Source organism: Streptomyces atroolivaceus, from assembly GCF_000717025.1.
Classification (GTDB): domain Bacteria; phylum Actinomycetota; class Actinomycetes; order Streptomycetales; family Streptomycetaceae; genus Streptomyces; species Streptomyces atroolivaceus.
Map to the genome: position 1 here is coordinate 35,334 of NZ_JNXG01000017.1, position 20,561 is coordinate 55,894.

Genomic DNA, 20,561 nt, shown 5'->3' on the forward strand with positions numbered 1-20,561 from the left:
ACGCGGTGTGAGCACCGGTACCGCAGGGACCGCGGACCCGGCCGGGCAGCCGGCCGAGGCCGCCGAACGCAGGCGCCAGCAACACGGCTGGTACTTCTACGACTTCGCCTGCTCGGTGTACTCCACCAGCGTCCTCACGGTCTTCCTGGGCCCCTATCTGACCTCGATAGCCAAGGCCGCCGCCGACGCGGACGGGTTCGTGCATCCACTGGGGATACCCGTGCGGGCGGGCTCCCTCTTCGCGTACGCCGTATCGGTGTCCATCGTCGTGGCCGTGATCGTCATGCCGGTCGTCGGCGCGGCGGCGGACCGCACGGGACGCAAGAAGCCCCTGCTCGCGGCGGCCGCGTACACAGGTGCGACGGCCACGGCCTGCATGTTCTTCCTGGAGGGCCACCGCTACCTGCTGGGGGCCTTCCTGCTGATCGTCGCGAACGCCTCGATCTCCGTGTCGATGGCCCTGTACAACGCGTACCTGCCCCAGATCTCCACCCCGGAGGAACGCGACGCGGTCTCCTCGCGCGGCTGGGCCTTCGGGTACACCTCGGGCGCGTTCGTCCTCGTCCTGAACCTGGTCCTCTACACGGGCCACGACTCCTTCGGGCTGTCCGAGTCCGACGCGGTCCGCATCTGCATCGCCTCGGCCGGGGTGTGGTGGGGCGCCTTCGCCCTCGTACCGCTGCGGCGGCTGCGTGACAGCCGGGTGGCGCCCGGCGGCGACGGCGCGGTCGGTCCGGGCTGGCGGCAGCTGCTGGCGACACTGCGCGACATGCGCCGTCACCCGCTGACGCTCTCCTTCCTGCTCGCCTATCTGGTCTACAACGACGGCATCCAGACGGTGATCTCCCAGGCCTCGCTGTACGGCTCCGAGGAGCTCGGCCTCGACCAGACGACCCTCATCACCGCGGTGCTGCTCGTACAGGTGCTCGCGGTGGCGGGGGCGCTGGGGATGGGGCGACTCGCCCGGCTGTACGGGGCGAAGCGCACGATTCTCGCCTCGCTGGCGGTCTGGACGCTGATCCTGGCCGCGGCGTACGTGCTGCCCGCCGGCGCGCCCGTGTTCTTCTACACCCTGGCGGCCGCGATCGGCCTGGTGATGGGCGGCAGCCAGGCCCTCTCCCGGTCGCTGTTCTCCCACCTGATCCCGCGCGGGAAGGAGGCGGAGTACTTCTCCGCCTACGAGATGAGCGACCGGGGACTCAGCTGGCTGGGGCCCCTGGTCTTCGGTCTCGGCTACCAGCTCACCGGCAGTTACCGGGACGCGATCCTGTCCCTGGTGCTCTTCTTCGCACTCGGCTCCGTGCTCCTGGCGAGGGTCCCCGTGCGTGCCGCGGTGGCCGCCGCGGGCAATCCCGTGCCGGACCGGATTTAGACGTTGAAGTGAAAGGCCGGTAGTGTACGCCTTTGGTCTGCCCGGCGGACCGTTACTGCGTGTGGAAGAAGGTGAACCGTTGGGTGACATCTTCCACCAAAGGTGACAAACCGGGCACCGGTGGGTAGTAAACCCAGACCAAGCAGCGGCACGACGGGCGACGCATGACCGGCAACGGGAATCTTTACCGCCGACCGGACGTTGACCGGATGACGACGACAGCGACACCTGTCCTGTGGGCGACAAGCCCGGGAGGCACGATTCATGAGTGAGCGAGCTCTCCGCGGTACGCGACTCGTGGTTACCAGCTACGAGACGGACCGCGGCATCGATCTGGCCCCGCGCCAGGCGGTGGAGTACGCATGCCCGAACGGACATCGATTTGAGATGCCGTTCTCGGTAGAGGCGGAAATTCCGGCGGAGTGGGAGTGCAAGGCGTGCGGCGCCACGGCACTCCTGGTGGACGGGGACGGCCCCGAGGAGAAGAAGGGCAAGCCTGCGCGTACGCACTGGGACATGCTCATGGAGCGGCGTACACGTGAGGAGCTCGAGGAGGTGCTGGCCGAGAGGCTGGCGGTTCTGCGCTCCGGTGCCATGAACATCGCCGTGCACCCGCGGGACAGCAGGAAGTCTGCCTGACCGCGTATCACCGCACCGATCAAGAGCCGCGGGCCGCGACACAGAACACGGGCCTGCTGGAAGGCGTCCGAGAGGCCACCGGGCGTCGCCGCCCTCATCCGGCGGTCGAGGGAGCGTTCCGCGTGGCGTCCGAGCACCGAGCGGACAGGGGGCAGCAGGAGCAGGAGTCCCGCCGCGTCGGAGATCACGCCGGGGATCATCAGGAGCAGGCCGCCCAGCATCAGGAAGCCGTTGCCCTTGCTGCCGGCCGGGGTCGCGGCCGGGGTGGCGGGAGCGCCGGGCTGGCCCGGCATCTGCTGGAGGGTCTCGGTGAGGTTGCGGAAGGCCCTGCGCCCTGCCCGCTTGATCACCGCGGCACCGAGCACCGCGCCGGCGACCAGGATCAGCAGCACGGTGAAGCTGTTCGCCGCACCGGCCACGACGGTCAGCAGCCAGATCTCCAGCACCAGCCAGGCGGCGACGCCCAGCGGCAGGACGGTACGGGCGCGTGAGCGCCTTGGACGGTTCGGAGGCGGTGTGCCGGTCGTCATGCCCCCAGTGTGCCTGCACGGGCGTGCAAGCGGCGTAAGGGGGTGATCAAGGGGCTGCGGGACGGAACCGGTCAGGGGGCCTTGCGGCCCAGTACCTTGTTGGCCCGGCCGGTGATCCCCCAGCCCGTCACCCGCCAAAGGGCCTCGACGAGGATGTCACGGCTCATCTTGGAGTCGCCGATCTCGCGCTCCATGAAGGTGATCGGCACCTCGACGACGTGATAGCCCGCCTCGACCGCCCGCCGGGCGAGGTCGACCTGGAAGCAGTAGCCCTGCGAGGCAACCTCGTCGAGACCGAGACCGTCCAGGGTCCCGGTGCGGAAAGCCCGGTAACCGCCGGTGACGTCACGCACCGAGAGGCCCAGCAGCATCCGGGAGTAGAGGCTGCCGCCGCGCGAGATCATCTCGCGGTGCCTGGGCCAGTTGACCACCCGGCCACCGGGCACCCAGCGCGAGCCGAGGACAAGATCGGCACCCTTCAGGGCGGTGAGGAGGCGGGGCAGTTCCTCGGGCTGGTGCGAGCCGTCCGCGTCCATCTCGACCAAAACGCCGTAGTCGTGCTCGGAACCCCAGCGGAAACCGGCCAGGTAGGCGGCGCCCAGCCCTTCCTTGCCCTTGCGGTGCAGGACGTGGACCTGACTGTCGCCGGCCGCGAGCTCGTCGGCGACCTTGCCGGTCCCGTCGGGGCTGTTGTCGTCGGCGACGAGGATGTCCGCCTCCGGAACGGCGGCGCGCACCCGGGCGACGATGAGTGCGACGTTCTCGGCCTCGTTGTAGGTCGGAATGATCACCAAGACTCTGCCGAGCGGGCCGAACTGCCTCTGACCGCCGTCGTTCACTACTGCCCCTTAAAGTCCGTACGCAGGTGCACACCATATCCAGCAGGCCGCGGGAGGGCTCCGACGCGGTCATGGGGCGGCGTACGCCGCGTGGACAGATGCATGGAACTGCGGACAGAAGGACAGCGCTGCGGATCGGGGCCCGGCGTCCTTCGGGCCGACCTGGGACCCGCTGGCTGCGGGTCGACCGAGAGCCGTTGTCTACTGAACCTCCGGGCCCCACCCGGGTCGCACCTGCCGTCCGGACGAGACCTTCCCTCGCCCCCGAGGCGCGGGCGCTGAACCTGGCTGTCAGTGGTGGTGCGCCGGTGCGGCACACCGCCCCGTGACCCAGCGGCGTTCGACGACTGCGTGGAGGTCTGACCGGTCGGACGTCCAATGGTGGACCCGGCCGAACCTACCGGCCCGTGGGCGCTTCCTGTCAACAGTCGTTCGACCTGCCACTTCTCTCCGAAACGCCTGGTCAGCGCCGAGGACACGCAGGTCGTCGCAGACCCCCCGCGCCTTCGATCGGCGGTACGAAATGTCCTGACGTCACTCGTTCGGCCGTACGTAGACAGTTTGTCCGAAGACCACCGTGCGCAGACAGACCGGAAGCTCCGCGCCCGGCGTGAGATCGGGCAGGCCGGGGGTGCCGGAACGGGGGTCGGTCGACCACCGCGCCACGCGGTCGTCGGGTGCCTGGACCAGCAGTTCGCCGGTACGCCAGACGGCGTAGTCGGCCGGGGCTCCCGGAACGAGTACGCCCCCGTCGTCCCGCCCGACGGCCCGCCAGCCGCCCCGGGTGTGAGCGGTGAAGCCGGCGCGTACGGAGACACGGTGCGCGGGTGTGCGGTGATGGGCGGCCGCCCGCACGGTTCCCCAGGGGTCCAGCGGGGTGACCGGGCTGTCCGAGCCGAACGCGAGGGGCACACCGGCGCGCAGGAGGGCCGCGTACGGGTTGAGGGTCGCGGCGCGCTCGGCACCCAGGCGCCGGGCGTACATTCCGTCGGAGCCGCCCCAGGCCGCGTCGAAGGCCGGCTGGACGGAGGCGGTGAGGCCCAGTTCGGCGAAGGCTGCGATCGTCTCCGGGGTGAGCATCTCGGCGTGTTCGATCCGGTGCCTCGCGGCCCGTACCCGGGCGAGCCCGAGGTTCTCGGAGGCGGCCCGGACACCCGCCACCACGGCGGACACCGCGGCGTCGCCGATGGCGTGGAAGCCCGCCTGGAGCCCCGCTTCGGTGCACGCCGTCACGTGTGCGGCGATCCGCGCGGTGTCGAGGCGGCCGGTGCCGGTGTGCGGAGCGTCGGCGTAGGGCTCGTGCAGAAGGGCGGTGTGCGATCCCAGGGAGCCGTCGACGAAGAGGTCACCGGCCGCGCCGACGGCACCGAGCTCACGGATCCGCCGGGCGCCCTTCGCGTCCTCGACGGGCTCCGCCCAGTAGCCGAAGACCCGGGGCCCCGGCTGCTCGGAGGCGAGTCGCAGCAGCCCGGTGAAGTCCTCCTCGTCCGAGATGTCCGGGCCCGCGCACTCGTGCACGGTGCCGATCCCGAGCGAGGCGGCGTGCGCCAGCGCGGCACCCTGCGCCCGCGCCCGCTGCCTCGGCGTGACGGCGGCGTGGGCGGCCGCCCGCACCGCGTGGTGCGCGTCGCCGGTGAGGGGGGCCTCGGGGTGGTAGCCGGGCATTGCGGTGACGCCCGGGACCAGGTCCAGGAGCGCCGTGGTCACTACGGCCGAGTGGACGTCCACCCGGGGGAGGTAGGCGGCCCTGCCGCCTGCCGCCTCGTCGAGCTCCCCGCGCGACGGTGGCCGCTGCTCGGGCCAGCGTGCCGCGTCCCAGCCGTGGCCGAGGATCACCCCGCCCCCCGCATGGCTGTTCGCGAACGCACGTACGAGCCCGAGGGCGTCGGCGAGCGTGCGCGCACCCGAGAGGTCCAGCCCCGTGAGTGCGAGTCCGGTCGATGTGGTGTGGACGTGGGAGTCGGTGAAAGCCGGGGTGACCAGGGCACCTTCCAGGTCGATCACCTCGTCGACACCGCTCGCGAAGGCGTCGGCAGCCCCCTCCGAGCCCACCCAGGCGACATGGCCCCTTTCGACGACCATCGCGGTGGCGAACGGATCGGCGGGGCTGTGGACGTCTCCACCGCGCAGCAGCACGGTGCGGTGTTCGCTCTGGGGGGCGGTGCTCTCGGTCATGGGACCAGTCTCGCGCCTGCCAGGACCGTTCCCTCCCGCACCCCCTCCGCAACGGACGGGAAGGGCCTCAGATGCGCGGCGGCCGTGCCTCGTAGGGCGTGGAGAGCACGACGGTCGTACGGGTGGACACGCCGGCCAGCGTGCGGATCCGCGTGAGCAGGTGCTCGAGCTCCAGAGGGCTGGAGACACGCACCTTGAGGATGTAGTTCTCGTCGCCGGCGACGCTGTGACACGCCTCCAGCTCCGGCACTCCGGCGAGCCGTTCGGCGATGTCGTCGGGTGCGCTCGGGTCGAAGGGTTTCACCGAGATGAACGCGGTGAGGGGCAGGCCGACGGCCTCGGGGTCGACGACCGCGGCGTAGCCCCGGATCACCCCGCGCTGCTCCAGCCGGCGGACACGCTGATGAACGGCCGAGGTGGACAGGCCGGTGGCCTTGCCCAGGTCGGTGTAGCTCATCCGCCCGTCCTTGACGAGCAACTCCACAATCTGACGGTCCAGCTCCTCCATGCGGATCAACCTATTGCCCAGGGTCCCTCCAGGCACAGTCGTGGGAGCCCCGGAAGGGCACGTTCGAGGGGCATGTGACGAATACCACAAGTTTACGGGTGGGTAGCCGACTGCCTCGCGGTTACCGCCGACTTCCGGCGGGAAGTGCTTGCTGTGGCCGGGGCCGTGGCGCCATGCCGGCCCACCCGAGGGGGGAAAGACCCATGCAGAGCCTGAAGCTCACCGGACGTACCGAACCGGAAACCGACGAAGACGCGGCATACACCGGTTCCGACGAGGACGCCGTTCCCGACCCGTACGACACGTTCGAGATGTACCGGGTGATCTGCCCGGACTGCGCCCAGCCGATCGCGCTCCTGGCGGACGAGGACGTCCTCCCCGAGCACGCGCTGTGCCCCACGCCGTGGAATCCGTTCGTCCTCACCGTCTGCCCCGGTACGAGCCGTGACGCCTCCCGCGCCCGCCCGGCCGACGCGTCGCCCGGGACCCAGGAGCAGGAGACCGCACTGCTGTTGACGCTTCCTCAGGGACTCGACTGGCGGATGCAGCCCTTCTCGCACGCCGGCGGTCCGGGTTCGCGCCCCCTGCGGTACGTCCCGCAGACGCGGCGTCACGCCGCCTGACGTTCCCGCGCCCCGAGGCGCACCTCTGCACGCACCACGACGGCCCGGCCGGCGTGGTGCGGACAGTTCACCGGCCGGCCGGGACCGCGGCACCCGCAGGAACGGGCACGCGAATCGGCCGGACAGTGACCCGGGACCCCGTGGCGGCGTTGGCTCCGTATGACCACGCCGCATCCACCGGCCGGCCCAACTGGGCGGCCGGAACGCCGCGGCCCCGTACGCCGCCGCCCCGCCGCACCGACGTCCGGAGAATCGGTTCCTCAGCCCGGACCGCCGCTCCGTGAGCCCGCGCGGCAGCCCACACCGCACACCACCGACCCGCCCGCCCACCGGGCGGTGCTGCACCGTTGGGAGGGCACGGGCCGGGCGCTGCAGGGCCGCCACGACCAGGAGTGGAACCGGATCATGACGACACCGGTGTGCCGGACCGGCCCGTCCGGGTCAGCGTGTCTCGGGACCCGCGAGGTGACGGGCGATGACCATGCGCTGGATCTGATTGGTGCCCTCGACGATCTGGAGCACCTTCGCCTCGCGCATCAGCCGCTCCACCGGGAAGTCGAGGGTGTAGCCGTAGCCCCCGAGCACCTGGACCGCGTCGGTCGTCACCTGCATGGCCGCGTCGGTGCAGAACAGTTTCGCCATCGCCGCCTGTCGCGAGAACGGCAGGCCCGCGTCGCGCAGCCGTGCCGCCTCCAGATAGAGCGCCCTGCCGGCCTCGATGCGGGTGGCCATGTCGGCGAGCATGAAACGCAGACCCTGGAAATCCGCGACCGGCCGTCCGAACTGACGCCGGTCGGTGGCGTACCTGACCGCCTCCTCCAGGGCCGCCTGCGCGACTCCGACGGCACAGGCGGCGATTCCCAGCCGCCCCGAGTCGAGCGCGGACAGGGCGATGGCGAAACCCTGGCCTTCGTCGCCGATGCGGCGGTCGCCGGAGATCCGTACGCCGTCGAAGTGCAGCTGGGCGGTGGGCGACCCCTTCATGCCCATCTTCTTCTCGGGCAGGGCCGCGCCGAGGCCCTCGGCGTCGCCGGGGACGAGGAAGGCGGTGATACCGCGGGGGCCGTCCTCCCCGGTGCGGGCCAGCACCGTGTAGAAGTCGGCGACGCCGCCATGCGTGATCCAGGCCTTGGTCCCGGTGAGGACCCAGTCCTCACCGTCCCGCACGGCCTTCGTGCGGAGCGAGGCGGCGTCGGAGCCCGAGGCCGGTTCGGAGAGGCAGTAGGCGCCGAGCAGGCCGCCTGCGAGCATCGCGGGGAGGTGGGCGGCCCGTTGCTCCTCGGTGCCGTATCCGGCGAGCGCGTGACAGGCCAGCGAGTGGACGCTCACACCGAGGCCGACGGTGAGCCGGGCGGCCGCGAGTTCCTCGAGGACCTGGAGGTAGACCTCGTACGGCTGGTCGCCGCCACCGTGCGCGGAGTCGTAGGGCAGTCCGAGCAGTCCGGATTCGGAGAGCAGGGTGAAGACCGGGCGCGGGAAGAAGCCCGCTTCTTCCTCCTCGGCCGCCCTGGGAGCGATCTCCTTCGACACGATGTCGCGTACGAGCTCGACGAGCTGCCGGGACTCCTCGGTGGGCAGACGGCGTTCCACCGGCTGCGGGGCACGGTCGGACATGACGGCGCTCTCCTCCCTGTCGGGCGTGACGACGGTCGTGCGCTGGGTGTGCGCGGCGCCGCCGGGCGGTCCCGGGCGATGCCCGGAAATCTACGGCTCCCCAGCCGATCCTGCCTTCCCGGATCACGGGAGGCGCTGGCCAGCGGCTGTGGCGCGTTGAGTATGCCCGATCGGAGCCCATGCGTCACCGGGTAGCGGGAGCCTTGATCAGGGAAATTGGTCCGAACCATTGACCCAACTGGTCTAGTCCTCCTACGGTCTCCCCCGATGCCTCATCGCGTCCATGCCAATCACGGTTGGGCGGGGCAGGCACCCCCCACATCCAAGCCCTCCCCCACGAGGAGCCACAATGACCGGACTTCACCGTCCTCGCGCCCGCTTCCGGGCGCTCGCCGCGACCCTCTGCACCGCCGCTCTGGGAGCCGCCCTCCTGGGCGTCGCCGGTACGTCGTCCGCGGGTGCGGCTCCCGCCGCCTCCGCACCGGCAGCCGACGGAGCCGCCCCCACCGCGGCCGGGGACAAGGTGGTCGGATACTTCACCAACTGGGGTGTCTACGACCGCGATTACCACGTCAAGGACATCGAGACGTCGGGCTCGGCGGACAAGCTGACGCACATCAACTACGCCTTCGGGAACGTCCAGGGCGGCAAGTGCACCATCGGGGACAGCTACGCCGACCACGAGAAGGCGTACACGGCCGACCAGTCGGTGGACGGCGTCGCGGACACCTGGGACCAGGAACTGCGGGGCAACTTCAACCAGTTGCGGAAGCTGAAGAAGCTGCACCCCGATCTGAAGGTCCTCTGGTCCTTCGGCGGCTGGAGCTGGTCCGGCGGCTTCGCCGAGGCCGCCAGGAATCCCGCCGCCTTCGCCGACTCCTGCTACGCCCTGGTCGAGGACCCGCGCTGGGCCGATGTCTTCGACGGGATCGACATCGACTGGGAGTACCCGAACGCCTGCGGCCTGACCTGCGACACCAGCGGCCGTGACGCGTACGGCGACCTCCTGTCGGCGCTGCGGTCGAAGTTCGGCACCGGCAATCTGATCACCTCGGCGATGACGGCGGACGGGTCCGACGGCGGCAAGATCGACGCGGTGGACTACGCGGGCGCGGCGCAGTACCTGGACTGGTACAACCCGATGACCTACGACTTCTTCGGCGCGTTCGCGGCGCAGGGGCCGACGGCCCCGCACTCACCGCTGACCTCCTACCCGGGCATCCCGACGGAGGGGTTCAACAGCGACGCGGCTGTCTCCAAGCTCAAGGGCCTGGGCATCCCCGCGGAGAAGCTGCTGCTGGGCATCGGCTTCTACGGCCGCGGCTGGACCGGCGTCACCCAGCCGGAACCGGGCGGCACGGCGACCGGGGCGGCCCCTGGGACGTACGAGGCGGGCATCGAGGACTACAAGGTCCTGAAGGACAGCTGCCCCGTGACGGGCACCGTGGCCGGCACGGCGTACGCCCACTGCGGCAGCGACTGGTGGAGCTACGACACCCCGGCCACCATCGCCGCGAAGATGGACTACAAGGACCAGCAGGGCCTGGGCGGCACCTTCTTCTGGGAGCTGAGCGGCGACACGACGGACGGTGAGCTCATCAAGGCCATCCACTAGCCCTGGCGGGGTACACGCACCGCAGGGCGGGTCAGGGGTGGGGTGCCGGGCGGGCGCCCCACCCCACCCGTCGTACGCGGTTGCCGCAGGTCACATGAGTCCCGCCTGGGTGACGAACATGGCGAGGACGACGACGAGCGTCCAGCCCAGAACGTGTTCCAGGATCTTCGGGCCGTCCTCGGGTCCGCCGGTGCGGGCGCGGGAGTGGGTCCGGTTCTCGGCTGTGGTCGCGGTCATGGCATCTCACTCGGTCGTTCGGCAGCGGGCGTCCCCCGTGACCCGACCACAGTGCCGGCGGAGGCGGGCCGCGCGGTAGAGATCCGGGTCACAGCGGCAGGCCGGCGGGGGACGTGGGCGAGGGCACGGATCCGCGCTCCCGCTGGGGATGCGCGAGCAGAAGGGCGCAGGAGGGCGGGGCGGCTGTGTGCCATGCCACACCGCCGTGCAGGACGGGAAGCGGGTGCCGCATCGCGTGCGTCGGCGCTTCACGGGGCAACCGGCGCCGGTCATCCTGCCGATGTCCTGCCGCGGAGAGGGGCCCCCGCTTCGGGGCATGAACCCCGCGGTCCTCTTCGGCATGGCGTACGGATGCGCCGACAACGAGGACGACTACTTCCGGACCGGTTCCTTCGCACCGTGCCCCGGCCGGTACAACCTCGTCGCCCCGGAGGAGTGGGGCGACAGGATCCGCGGCGCCCACCCCGGCTACGCCGGCGAGCGGCCGCGTGTGCAGATCCGGCACGGCGGCTCCGACCAGCTGATCAACAAGAAGTCCCTGGAGAAGCAACGCGACGGCTGGACCGACGTGCTCGGCATCCCGCAGACCCCGTCGTCCACCTCGCGCCCCGCCGCCGGCGTCACGAAGCAGGTGTACGGCGACGGGCAGGTCGAGACGTATCTGATCGACGCGATGGGCCATGAGGCACCGGTCGATCCCGGCACCGGCATCGACCGGTGCGGCACCGCGGGCCAGGGCCACGGCTCGCTCTGCGGTCCGTACTACGCCGCGCGGTTCTTCGGTCTGGGCGGCTGAGACGCGTACGCCCGCCGCACACGGCGGAGGCCGGCCGACGGTGCCGGAAGAGTCCCCCTCCCCCAGCCGGCCTCCCACCACCCGGCCCCACCGCCCCAGGGGACGAGCGGCCCATAGCTGCCCACCGGGCGCGGTGGGCACTCACCGTGGGCGGCGGTTCCCTGCCGGGGCCACGCAACTTCTACAGGCGAGTAGAAGCATAGAGTTGTCCCCGCGGGCCGGAGCGCGCTCCGGAGACGCCCGCCGGAGGGTCGGAGCCCACGCTCCCGAACCGGCCGCCCCCGGCGTTCGCCTCCCGTGGCAGACCGGTACGGGGTGGGCGGCTCGCCTGCCGCGCCGGTGTCCTCGGTGGCGGGGAACCCGGTCCCGGCCAGAATCGTTTTGTGCATGCACGTCTAGATGAGGAGTCATCGCTTGTCCGCCAGATCGACGGACCCTGCGGGATGTGGTCCCCGGCCTTCCCGCCCCTCCCCTCCTGAACACGGCTCGCCGCGGGGTGGTGCCCGATGAGCGCCGCGCAGGCATGGCTGGGGGTGCTGTCCGTGTTCGTGCTGACCGCGGGAACGGGCTACTTCGTCGCCCAGGAGTTCGCCTACGTCTCCGCCGACCGGCTCGCCCTCGCCCGGGAGGCCGAGGCCGGTGACAGGAAGGCCGCCCGCGCGCTGAAGGTGCTGGGACGGTTGTCGTTCATGCTGTCGGGCGCCCAGCTGGGCATCACCGTGACCGGCCTGGTCGTCGGCTTCATCGCCGAGCCCTCCGTATCCGCGCTGCTCAGGCCCGCCCTGTCCGGACTCGGCATTCCCGCCGGCGCCGTGAGCGGGATCTCCGTGGTGCTCGCCTTCGTGCTGGCCACCGTGGTGCAGATGGTGCTGGGCGAACTGGCCCCGAAGAACCTGGCCATCGCCGTCCCGGAAAGGCTGGCGAAGGCACTGTCCGGCTCCACCCTGGCGTATCTCAAGGTCGTCGGCCCCGTGGTGCGGATCTTCGACGGCGCGGCGAACGGACTGCTGCGGAAGACCGGCATCGAGCCGGTCGAGGAACTGCACCACGGTGCCACCCTGGAAGAGCTCGGCCACCTGATCGGGGAGTCCCACGAGCAGGGGCAGCTGCCGCGTGGCACCGCAGCGCTGCTGGACCACGCCCTGGAGTTCTCCGAGCGCACCCTGCACGAGGTGATGGTGCCGCGTGCCGACGCGGTCTTCGTCCGCAAGGACGCCACCGCCGCCGAGGCGATCGGTCTCATCGGCAAGCACGGCCACTCCAACTACCCGGTGCTGGGCGACCACCCGGACGACGTCGCGGGCGTGCTGGGCGTGCGGGACCTCATGGCACTGCCCGCCGGCCGGCTCACCGCCACCGCCGGCGCGGTGGCACGCGAGGCGCTGCTGCTGCCGGACACCCTGCCGCTGCCGGGCGCCGTGGAGCGGATGCGGGAGCGGGACGACGAATTCGCCGTGGTCCTGGACGAGCACGGCGGTGTGGCCGGTGTCGTCACCTACGAGGACATCGCCGAGGAGCTCGTGGGCGACATCGCGGACGAGTCGGACACGGTGACCGAAGTGGCCGTCGCGGACGGCGGCGGATGGCTCGTGGACGCCGGGCGCCGCCTGGACGAGGTGGCCGAGACCACCGGGATCGAACTGCCCTCCGAGGAGGACTACGACACCGTGGCCGGCCTGATCATCGACCGGCTCGGCCGCTTCCCGGCCATCGGCGACCACCTCACAATCGGGCTGCCCGACGGCGCGGTCGCGGCGATCGACGTACGCGCACTCGACCGCCATGTGCCGGAGCGCGTCCGGATCGAGCGTCTGGCCGAGAAGCCGGAGGAGCAGGCATGAGTTTCCCGATGGCGGTCTTCGTCACCGTACTGCTGCTGATCGGCAGCGGGTTCTTCGTCGCAGCCGAGTTCGCGCTGGTCGCCGCCAAACGGCACCGCATGGAGAAGGCCGTGGCCGAGGGGAGGCGCGGCGCCAAGGCGGCGCTGGCCGGCATGCGCGAGCTGTCTCTGATGCTGGCCGGCGCCCAGCTCGGCATCACGGTCTGCACGCTGGGTCTGGGGTCGGTGTCCAAGCCGGCGATCTCGCACGAGCTCGACCCGCTGCTGCACAAGCTGGGGCTTCCCAGCGCGCTCAGTTACGGTGTCGCGTTCGCCGTGGCGATGATCGTGGTGGTGTTCCTGCACATGGTGCTCGGCGAGATGGCGCCCAAATCCTGGGCCATCGCCCACCCCGAGCGTTCCGCGATGGTGCTCTCCCCGCCCTTCCGGAGTGTGGTGAAGACCGTGCGCCCGCTGATCTGGGTCCTCAACCGGGTGAGCAACGGCCTGGTGCGGCTGTGCCGGGTCGCCCCGCGCGACGAGCTGACCTCGGTGCACAACCGCGAGCAGCTCACCCACCTGGTGGAGGAGTCCGAGCGGCTCGGTCTGATCAGCGAGACCGACTCCGACCTGCTGACCCGCTCGCTGACCGAGCCGGAGACCCCGGTGCGCGACCTGCAGATCCCGGCCGCCGGCATCTCCGCCGTCGACGGTGACGCGGAAGCGGAGGAGATCCTCCGGCTGGCCACGGACACCGACCGCACCCGGCTGCTGGTCCGCCTGCACGGGAGTGCCCTCGGGTCGGTGCACGCGCGTGACGTCCTCGTCGCACGCGCCCAGGGCCGGACCACCCTCGCCCGTGAACTGGCCCGTCCCGTACCCGAACTGACCGGTGACGCCACCGTGGCCGAGGCGATCGAACTGCTGCGCCGGCGCCGGGCCTCGATCGCCGTCGTCCGGGACGCCTCGGGGCAACTGACGGGGATGGTGAGCCTGGACGACCTGCTGGCCCGTTTCCTGCAGCCGCAGAGGGCGTAGCGGAGAACAGGGGAGAGCGTCCCGGCAGCTGCCGGGACGCTCTCCCCTGTGCGCACCTGAGGCCGGGCGGGCCGACGGCTCCCCCTTCCCGGCGCTTCGGGACCGAACACCTCTCCGAGACCGGTCTCCACACCTGGCCGTCCCCGCCGGTACCGCGTACCGGTGGGTGTCAGTCGATGGCCCGCCGCGCCGGCCGGCGCAGCCAGCGCCCCATCCGACGTGGGGGCCGCACCACGACGCGGCCATGGGTCATCTTTCCGACCAGCTCCACGCGCAGTGTGACCGGCGCACCAGGAACCGCGGCCTGACGGAACGTGACCTTGCTGTGCTCCAGCCGGAGGGCATCTGCGTCGACCACGATGCCCGGCTTGGTGATCAGCGTCAGGGTCTTGCCGCACATGTCCAGGTCGATCCGCAAGGTGTCCTGCGTGATCAGTGCCTGGGTGAAGTCGAGCGTCACCTCGCACCACTCCACCGCGAGTTCCAGCCTCCGGGGCACCACCCAGCGCTGCGCGCGTTCGACCGAGCTGAACTTCTGGTCGATGCGGAGTACGTCCTTGACCTCGGTGACGGCCACACCGGCCGAGGGCGACACGGGCGGGAGGTCGACGGTGAGAGCGGTGAGCTCGCCCACGGTCCGCGCCGACAAGGCGGCCCCCACCCGCTCGTCCAGCTCGGCCGGGGTCAGGCGTCCGTCCCCTGCCGCGACACGCAGCACCTCCACCACGCGGTCCCGGTCGGCGTGGGAGGCCCGCAGCTCGGGAGTGGAGCCAGGGTTGGAGCGCTTGTCCGTGGGCGAGATGTCTCCCGGCATGTTTCCCCTGGTCCCGTCGATGGCCTTCACGTGCACCAGCCGACGGTGCGGCTGGAGGACCAACGCTATATCGCGACACGGCTCCCCGGCCAGGCTCGGGTCGGCGGCCGTCCGGGCCCGCACGGTCGGCAGGCCGCGGGATCAACTGTCCGGTAATGGCGTCGGTCATGACCATTGCTGACGGTGGCACTCCTCGCTATGTTAATTGAGAATCACACTGATCAGCAAGATCCGAAACGTCGTGGTAGCGCAACTGGCAAGCCAGAAGCGGCGCACAACGCCATCTGGTCGAGCAGGGAAGTGGGTAAGTTAATGAACAATCCCAGCAGACGAAAAGTTCTGTCCCTCGGTGTCGCACTCGGCCTCGTGGGCGTGGCGGACCCCGCCAGGGCATGGGCGTGGGGGCCGGCGGGCTCGGTGGCGGGAGCCGGGACGGGCGTCGATCCGGAGTACGTCTGGGACAGCGCGACAGATCCCCTGATGGTGTCGCTGCTCGAGAACGGCCAGGTGCCGTCGGTCAACGCCGCGATGGCGAGGTGGGTGAACAACGGTGACGCGCTGCCCGGCGGCCTTCCGGCCGAACTCACCGCGCATCTGAGGACGGTCAACAGGCTGCCCTCCTGGGCGAACCCCGCCAAGCTGGCCCGCGCCGCCGACTTCAACCGGCGCAAGGACACCTATCTGTTCATGCTGTACGGCCTCGGCAGCGGAATCATGAGCACCGTGATCCCGCGGGAGGCCAGGAGCGTCTACTGGTCCTTCGGCGGCGCCGACATGAAGGACCGCGCGGCCAAGACCTTCACGTTCGGCTACGACCTGTCCCAACTGGACGCCTTCAAGCCGACGGGGCAGTTCATCGTCACCGCCAACAAGACGCGACTCGTGCACGGAGCGGTGCGCCACCTGCTGCCGCAGTCGCCGCACTGGAAGGCGGGCGCCGACCAGGCCATCCCGATCAGCGTCGCCGACATCCTGGTCACCTTCCACAGCCTCGGCACCTACGTGCACCGGAAGATGCTCGACTGGAGAATCCCCATGTCGGCCGCGGACCAGGAGGCCTTCCTGCATTCCTGGCAGGTCGCGATCCACCTGCTCGGCGTGCCTGACGAGTACATTCCGCAGACCTGGGCGGCCGCGGAAGCCCAGTCGGCACAAGTGCTCACCCCGATCCTCGCCCCGACACCCGAGGGCCTCGACCTGGCCGAGGTGCTGCTCGGCCTGACCGCGGAGATCGATCTCGGTGTCACGCGCGGGTTCCTGAACGAGTTCGTGCGCTACGCCCTGAGCAACGAGGTCGGAGACTGGTTGAAGCTGCCACGCGACTACGCGGCAGCGGCCCTGGTCCGCACCGCGTGGCCGGCCTTCATCCTGTTCCGCGAGGGGCTGTCGCCCGTCATGCCCGGCACCTTCTACATGTTCGACCAGTTCGTGCGTGCCCTGGCCATGCTGTTCCTCAACAAGGGCGCCTCCACGAGCACCACCCCCATCACGATCCCGACCGGGAACAGGCCGGCCGGCTGAGCGGCCGGTCCGCCCCACGAGGCGCCCGCCCCTCCGCAGCCACGCCGGGGGGGCGGGTGCCCCGTTGCCACGCGAGGCCCTGACGCAGCTCCCCGACGCGAGCCCGGCCCCGGTGACCGTTCAGAGACCCAGCGCGCCCACGACCAGAGCGGTCACCGCGGTGCGGTGGTCGTGGCGGTCCTGCCACCGCAGCCCGCGTCCGGCCTCGACCGCCACGCCGAACCCCGCGTGCACCAGCACCCGGGCCTGACGCGGGTCCAGTTCCGGGCGGGCCAGCCGCAGCTGCTGCTCCCAGACGGCGATGTGTTCACGCTGCGCGAGGACCAAGGGCCGCCGCATGTCGGCCGGCAGGCCGGCGAGCTCGGCTTCGGCGACGCTGTTGAGCGCGGTGTACTCGAAGCTGTACGCCACGTACGTCGCCGCCAGCGCGATGATGGCGTCGCGCGGGCCGGGCACCCCGTGAAGACTCTGCTCCACCCCCTGGGCCAGAAGCCCCGCCGCCTGAAGGCACGCGGCCGCCAGGATGTCGACCTTGCCCTGGTAGTGGCGGTAGAGAGCCGACGGAGCCAGCCCCACCGCTTCCGCGATCTGTCCGTTCGTGACACTGGCGAACCCGTCCCGTGCGAAGAGCGGGATGGCGGCCGCGAGGATCTCCGCGCGTCGCGTACGGGGCACCGGCTGGGCGGGCAGCTCGACCGCGCGGGTGTTGCGTGCCGCCGCCGGGTCGGTCGCGGCCACGCGCAGAGCGGACGCCGACAGGAGTTCCTCGGCGCGGCGTTGAGCGATCGATGTGTGATGCATCGCGATGGACCCGATCGCACCGAGGGCTGCCGCGGCCCGCAGGCGCTCGTCCGGCAGTGGGTACTCGCGCTGCACCGCCTCGTCGACCCGCCCGACGACGTGCCCGAACTTGGCCCTGAGATGCCGGCGGTCCTCGCGGTTGAGGTACCGGGCCTCCCATCGGTACACACCGCCCGACGCGCGATGCGCGACGGTCACCCTGGTGACGGCGGTGAGCACCTCGGCCAAGGGTGCCCCGGTGGGCACCTCGCCGAGCGCGTCGACAAGCCGGTCCGCCATCAGGTCGGCGCACTCCGCGAACAGCGCGTACTTGTTCGGGAAGTGCCGGTACAGGGCCGCCGCGGTGATGCCCACACCCGCTGCGATCTTCTCCATGGACGCCGCGTGATAGCCACGCTCGCTGAAGACCCGGCCGGCCGCCTCGACGATGAGCTGCTTGCGGTTGCGGGGCCGAACGGCCGCGGTCGGACCGGCGGTCACGGCCGAACGGGCGGATGCGGAGACGGGGCCATGCCGGTCAGTCAACCACACCTCATCCAAGGGTCCCGGGCTCTCTCGACACGGACCGCACGGACGGCGAATCCCCGGATCACTCCCGGGCGGCCGGGGCCCGCCGCCGTCCGGCCGGCACCGGAGCCGAGGGGGCAGGACCTCCGAGGGCCGGGCTGCTCGGAGCCGCTTTCCGGACCTCTCCGCCGACGGTGAAGCCGGCCGCATCCGGAACCGTGCAGGCCCGTGCCGGCGTCCAGGTACCGGGAACCGGTGACCACGATCATCTCGCCGGGCACGACTCCGGAGTGGGGACGAATGACGGGCACGGTTACTGACGCCCCGCACGAGGCGGACCGGCGGCGGCCACCCGGCCGGCGCGGACGGGTGTGGGGGCTGCTGGGCTGCGGCATCACGCTTGCCGTGCCCGCCGCTCTGCTCCTGGTCCGGCTGACAGGACTCGACGCGGGAACGCCGCTCGCGGTGCCCATGGCGCTCTTTCCCGTCTCGACCGTTCTCGGTGCGCTGGTGCTGGGCGTGATGGCCGCCGTTCCCGCCCTGCGGTCCCGATGGGCCGTGGCCGCCGTCGCGGCTCTGGTGGTCGCCCACGTGACGCTGCTGGCACCGAGGTTCATGGCCGATCACCGGCGGGTGCCGGCGGAATCGGTGGAGCTGCGTGTCGCCACCGTCAACGCCGACGGCGGCGCCGCCGACGCCCGGGCGCTGGTGGAGTTGGTCCGCACCGAGCGGATCGACGTGCTGGCCGTGGAGCAGATACCGTCGGGTGGTGTGGACGCGCTCGACAAGGCGGGCCTGGGTGCGCTGATGCCGCACCAGGAGCTCCACCCCGAGTACGACTCGTCGGTCTACTCACGACACCCGCTGATCCACGCCGGCACGACACAGGTCGACACCGCCTGGCCCCAGACCACCGCCGAGGTCGCGGTCGGCGGGCACAGGGTGCGGTTCGTGGCCGTTCACACCTACTACCCCCTCGGGGACGCGAAGCGCTGGACACGGGACATGGCTGCCCTCACCTCCCTGGCCCGCCGCAGTGGTCCGGACACCGTGTTCCTGGGCGACTTCAACGCTTCTGTCGACCACACCCCGATGCGGGAACTGCTCGCGGCCGGCCTCACGGACACCCATGCGGAACTCGGCCGCGGATGGGCCCCCACATGGCCCGTCGGCCATGCTCTCGTCCCACCTCTGATCCAGCTGGACCACGTCCTGCACGGCTCCGGCCTGGTGGGTGTCTCCGTCGGTGAGCGCACCGTGCCCGGTACGGACCATCGGGCGGTCGTCGCGGTTCTGGCGCTGCCACCGGCGAAGGGCGGGGCCGGCTGACCGGGGCCAGGTATGCGGGCGACGGGCATCAGGCGGCCGGATGTGGCGACGAGTCCCGCATGTACCGACCGGTGGGGAGGCGGTTGTCCGGACGCCCCGCGGCACGAACGGGTCCCCGTGACCGCGACGACGAGCGGCGTGTCCGTCCACGAAGGCTCTCGATGGCCAGGACACCGCTCGGTCGAGGTCACGGCGGACCGCTGCTGTCACCTCGCCCACGAGGGCCGCGAACGATGCCGTCGGGCTGCCGAGGTGACCGTACCGCCCTGCCGGCTCAGGTCAGACCGAGCGAGCGCAGCACCCGCTGCTGACCTGCGGATACACCGGCCGGCCAGTAGACGTAGCAGACCCCGCCCGTACCGCTTCTGACCGCGCCGTTCGCGTCGTACCGCTTCGTGCGCAACCAGATGTTCTCCCACTCGCGCCGCTGGTATACGCGGCGCACCGCGTCGTTGGACGGCGATGCGGGATCATTGGCGATCACGTCGCCGTCGGCCGTGAAGCCGATGACGGTCATCAGGTGGCCCGCTGTCCCGTAACCGGCCCCCGTCAGCTCGCCCTTGAGGAACGACTGTGACGTGATGACCGGGATTCCCGCGGCGGTGAGCTTCTCCAGATCGGTCAGCGAGCCGAGCCGGGTGACCACGGCGTTCATGTCCCTGTACGTCGCGGCGTAGGCCGCGTTGAAGGGCCAGTTGCCGCAGCCTTCGTACTGGTAGTCGAAGGTGTGGCGGGCCGCGTGGCAGACCTGCGGGTCGGCGAGGCCGGGCTTGACCCAGGCCAGGTCCTCGGGGGTGGGTTTCCGGCCCCAGTACTCGATGATCATCTGCGAGGAGGTGGGGCTGCACCAGGCCTCGCCCCCGTTGTCGTACTCCGGGTACTCCCCCACATGGACGTTCTGCGAGTACCGGGGCACGGGCAGCTCCCGGGCGGCGCCGGGTGCGGTGGCCGGGACGGTGAAGCGGTCGGGGATGTCCGAGGCCATGGCGCCGACGCGGTGGACCGTCGGCGTGAGGCTGGTGCCGGGGGCGCGGTGGAGGGTGAGCCTCAGGCGGTAGGACACCAGCCGCAGCCCGCTCGCCACGTCGTCCAGCGAGAAGGTGTCGGTCCAGACCGTGCTCCTGCCGTCGGTCTGGTCGTCCACGGAGGTGCGGCGGATGTCCGTGTCACCGGCGGCCCAGCGGCCCATCACGTACCAGGGGGTGTCCGTCCCGTCCGAGTACCGGCCGCGCATCTCGATCTGGATCCAGGTGCCCTGGGGGGTGTGGGCGTTCCAGGAGGCGATCACCTCGGTGGCGGGGACGGCCGAGCGGTGGACCGGTGAGGTCCAGGTGGCGTACTCCCAGGCCTTGGTCGTGCCGGTGTGCGGGTCGGTGTAGTCGGTGCTGCCGGCGGGAGCGGAGATCACGAGGCCCGGCCGGCGGCCGGCGACGGCCCGGGTACCGGCGGAGGACCCGCAGCGCCAGTCGGTGTACGTGGTCCAGAAACGGTTGTCCACGAGCGAGGCTGCCGCCGGGGATGAGGAGGTGCGGGAGGTGCGGGAGGGGGCGGCGCTCGCCGGGACGGCGGAGGCGGCGGCGCCTGCTCCGGCCGCTGCCGCGATCGCGGCGGTGAGCACGGTCCTGCGTGAAGTCGGTCTGGTCATGGGCGAGACCCCCGGTCGTTGAGCGGATTGGGGCTGCGGGTGCCGATCGGTGCGCCAACTATCCCGGGTCGGCGCCGGTTCCGGCCAGTGATTCGACCCGTGCCGCGGGAGCAATATTGGTCTGGCCCACTGGCGTGAC

At 71.2% G+C, this 20,561-nt stretch carries 17 protein-coding genes and 1 pseudogene; 9 read left to right on the forward strand and 9 right to left on the reverse strand.

The features are described from left to right. The first annotated feature begins 7 nt into the window (after positions 1-7). Entirely contained in the window at positions 8-1,372 is a 1,365-nt protein-coding gene (locus tag OO67_RS27130; RefSeq protein WP_033304237.1) for an MFS transporter, read from the forward strand. 264 nt (positions 1,373-1,636) lie between these two features. After that, positions 1,637-2,011: an RNA polymerase-binding protein RbpA gene (locus tag OO67_RS37235; RefSeq protein ID WP_078598328.1), complete on the forward strand. Its 375-nt coding sequence runs from the start codon at positions 1,637-1,639 to the stop codon at positions 2,009-2,011. 2 nt (positions 2,012-2,013) lie between these two features. Here the strand turns inward: OO67_RS37235 and fxsA are convergent. From fxsA to OO67_RS27150, 4 genes and pseudogenes are all read right to left on the reverse strand, one after another. Further along, positions 2,014-2,541 (reverse strand): annotated as a pseudogene (gene fxsA / locus OO67_RS27135) (FxsA family membrane protein); the annotation flags it as partial. Positions 2,542-2,612: 71 nt separating this feature from the next. Beyond that, complete coding sequence (locus tag OO67_RS27140; protein WP_033304239.1) at positions 2,613-3,380, reverse strand: polyprenol monophosphomannose synthase; 768 nt, start codon at positions 3,378-3,380, stop codon at positions 2,613-2,615. A 534-nt stretch (positions 3,381-3,914) separates the two neighbouring features. Further along, positions 3,915-5,555 carry an amidohydrolase gene (locus OO67_RS27145; RefSeq protein WP_033304240.1) on the reverse strand — a complete coding sequence of 547 codons (1,641 nt, stop codon included), beginning with the start codon at positions 5,553-5,555 and terminating at the stop codon, positions 3,915-3,917. Positions 5,556-5,622: 67 nt separating this feature from the next. Further along, positions 5,623-6,063: an Lrp/AsnC family transcriptional regulator gene (locus tag OO67_RS27150; RefSeq protein ID WP_033304241.1), complete on the reverse strand. Its 441-nt coding sequence runs from the start codon at positions 6,061-6,063 to the stop codon at positions 5,623-5,625. Positions 6,064-6,266: 203 nt separating this feature from the next. On the opposite strand from OO67_RS27150, the gene OO67_RS27155 reads away from it, so the two are divergent. After that, the gene (locus OO67_RS27155) at positions 6,267-6,686 is read left to right on the forward strand and encodes a hypothetical protein (RefSeq protein ID WP_033304242.1); all 420 of its coding nucleotides are present in this window, start codon (positions 6,267-6,269) and stop codon (positions 6,684-6,686) included. Positions 6,687-7,127: 441 nt separating this feature from the next. Here OO67_RS27155 and OO67_RS27160 read toward each other — a convergent pair whose 3' ends face one another. Continuing rightward, positions 7,128-8,300, reverse strand: coding sequence for an acyl-CoA dehydrogenase family protein (locus OO67_RS27160; protein WP_033304243.1), 1,173 nt, complete (start codon positions 8,298-8,300; stop codon positions 7,128-7,130). A gap of 349 nt (positions 8,301-8,649) precedes the next feature. Here OO67_RS27160 and OO67_RS27165 point away from each other — a divergent pair, with 349 nt between their 5' ends. Then, positions 8,650-9,915, forward strand: a complete 1,266-nt coding sequence (locus OO67_RS27165) for a glycoside hydrolase family 18 protein (protein WP_033304244.1) — start codon at positions 8,650-8,652, stop codon at positions 9,913-9,915. A 90-nt stretch (positions 9,916-10,005) separates the two neighbouring features. Here OO67_RS27165 and OO67_RS38310 read toward each other — a convergent pair whose 3' ends face one another. Beyond that, entirely contained in the window at positions 10,006-10,152 is a 147-nt protein-coding gene (locus OO67_RS38310; protein WP_106972832.1) for an SCO1431 family membrane protein, read from the reverse strand. A gap of 316 nt (positions 10,153-10,468) precedes the next feature. Here OO67_RS38310 and OO67_RS27170 point away from each other — a divergent pair, with 316 nt between their 5' ends. The 3 genes from OO67_RS27170 to OO67_RS27180 all read left to right on the forward strand — a co-directional run bounded on the left by OO67_RS27170 (position 10,469) and on the right by OO67_RS27180 (position 13,805). Then, positions 10,469-10,948 carry a hypothetical protein gene (locus OO67_RS27170; protein WP_051709904.1) on the forward strand — a complete coding sequence of 160 codons (480 nt, stop codon included), beginning with the start codon at positions 10,469-10,471 and terminating at the stop codon, positions 10,946-10,948. Positions 10,949-11,454: 506 nt separating this feature from the next. Next, the gene (locus OO67_RS27175; protein ID WP_033304245.1) at positions 11,455-12,789 is read left to right on the forward strand and encodes a hemolysin family protein; all 1,335 of its coding nucleotides are present in this window, start codon (positions 11,455-11,457) and stop codon (positions 12,787-12,789) included. Continuing rightward, positions 12,786-13,805 (forward strand): hemolysin family protein, encoded by a 1,020-nt coding sequence (locus OO67_RS27180; protein WP_033304247.1) that lies wholly within the window; start codon positions 12,786-12,788, stop codon positions 13,803-13,805. The genes OO67_RS27175 and OO67_RS27180 overlap by 4 nt, the downstream gene beginning before the upstream one ends. 169 nt (positions 13,806-13,974) lie before the next feature. Here the strand turns inward: OO67_RS27180 and OO67_RS27185 are convergent, their stop codons facing one another. After that, complete coding sequence (locus OO67_RS27185) at positions 13,975-14,619, reverse strand: DUF1707 SHOCT-like domain-containing protein (protein ID WP_051709939.1); 645 nt, start codon at positions 14,617-14,619, stop codon at positions 13,975-13,977. Between the two features lie 312 nt (positions 14,620-14,931). Between OO67_RS27185 and OO67_RS27190 the strand changes: the two genes are divergently transcribed. Next, the gene (locus tag OO67_RS27190; protein ID WP_033304249.1) at positions 14,932-16,140 is read left to right on the forward strand and encodes an oxygenase MpaB family protein; all 1,209 of its coding nucleotides are present in this window, start codon (positions 14,932-14,934) and stop codon (positions 16,138-16,140) included. Positions 16,141-16,260: 120 nt separating this feature from the next. On the opposite strand, the gene OO67_RS27195 is transcribed toward OO67_RS27190, so the two are convergent. Beyond that, positions 16,261-17,466 (reverse strand): TetR/AcrR family transcriptional regulator, encoded by a 1,206-nt coding sequence (locus tag OO67_RS27195; RefSeq protein ID WP_033304251.1) that lies wholly within the window; start codon positions 17,464-17,466, stop codon positions 16,261-16,263. A 282-nt stretch (positions 17,467-17,748) separates the two neighbouring features. Here OO67_RS27195 and OO67_RS27200 point away from each other — a divergent pair, with 282 nt between their 5' ends. Continuing rightward, complete coding sequence (locus OO67_RS27200) at positions 17,749-18,777, forward strand: endonuclease/exonuclease/phosphatase family protein (RefSeq protein ID WP_033304253.1); 1,029 nt, start codon at positions 17,749-17,751, stop codon at positions 18,775-18,777. Between the two features lie 274 nt (positions 18,778-19,051). On the opposite strand, the gene OO67_RS27205 is transcribed toward OO67_RS27200, so the two are convergent. Then, positions 19,052-20,422 (reverse strand): peptidase C39 family protein, encoded by a 1,371-nt coding sequence (locus tag OO67_RS27205; RefSeq protein WP_033304254.1) that lies wholly within the window; start codon positions 20,420-20,422, stop codon positions 19,052-19,054. Positions 20,423-20,561: the final 139 nt, after the last annotated feature.

Excerpts from the sequence above, each read along its gene's own strand:
- OO67_RS27200 (WP_033304253.1), top strand. The coding sequence starts at position 17,749 with ATGACGGGCACGGTTACTGACGCCCCGCACGAGGCGGACCGGCGGCGG.
- OO67_RS27180 (WP_033304247.1), top strand. The coding sequence starts at position 12,786 with ATGAGTTTCCCGATGGCGGTCTTCGTCACCGTACTGCTGCTGATCGGC.
- OO67_RS27150 (WP_033304241.1), bottom strand. The coding sequence starts at position 6,063 with ATGGAGGAGCTGGACCGTCAGATTGTGGAGTTGCTCGTCAAGGACGGG.
- OO67_RS27185 (WP_051709939.1), bottom strand. The coding sequence starts at position 14,619 with ATGCCGGGAGACATCTCGCCCACGGACAAGCGCTCCAACCCTGGCTCC.
- OO67_RS27160 (WP_033304243.1), bottom strand. The coding sequence starts at position 8,300 with ATGTCCGACCGTGCCCCGCAGCCGGTGGAACGCCGTCTGCCCACCGAG.
- OO67_RS27190 (WP_033304249.1), top strand. The coding sequence starts at position 14,932 with ATGAACAATCCCAGCAGACGAAAAGTTCTGTCCCTCGGTGTCGCACTC.
- OO67_RS38310 (WP_106972832.1), bottom strand. The coding sequence starts at position 10,152 with ATGACCGCGACCACAGCCGAGAACCGGACCCACTCCCGCGCCCGCACC.
- OO67_RS27175 (WP_033304245.1), top strand. The coding sequence starts at position 11,455 with ATGAGCGCCGCGCAGGCATGGCTGGGGGTGCTGTCCGTGTTCGTGCTG.
- OO67_RS27165 (WP_033304244.1), top strand. The coding sequence starts at position 8,650 with ATGACCGGACTTCACCGTCCTCGCGCCCGCTTCCGGGCGCTCGCCGCG.
- OO67_RS27145 (WP_033304240.1), bottom strand. The coding sequence starts at position 5,555 with ATGACCGAGAGCACCGCCCCCCAGAGCGAACACCGCACCGTGCTGCTG.
- OO67_RS27205 (WP_033304254.1), bottom strand. The coding sequence starts at position 20,422 with ATGACCAGACCGACTTCACGCAGGACCGTGCTCACCGCCGCGATCGCG.
- OO67_RS27170 (WP_051709904.1), top strand. The coding sequence starts at position 10,469 with ATGAACCCCGCGGTCCTCTTCGGCATGGCGTACGGATGCGCCGACAAC.
- OO67_RS27155 (WP_033304242.1), top strand. The coding sequence starts at position 6,267 with ATGCAGAGCCTGAAGCTCACCGGACGTACCGAACCGGAAACCGACGAA.
- OO67_RS37235 (WP_078598328.1), top strand. The coding sequence starts at position 1,637 with ATGAGTGAGCGAGCTCTCCGCGGTACGCGACTCGTGGTTACCAGCTAC.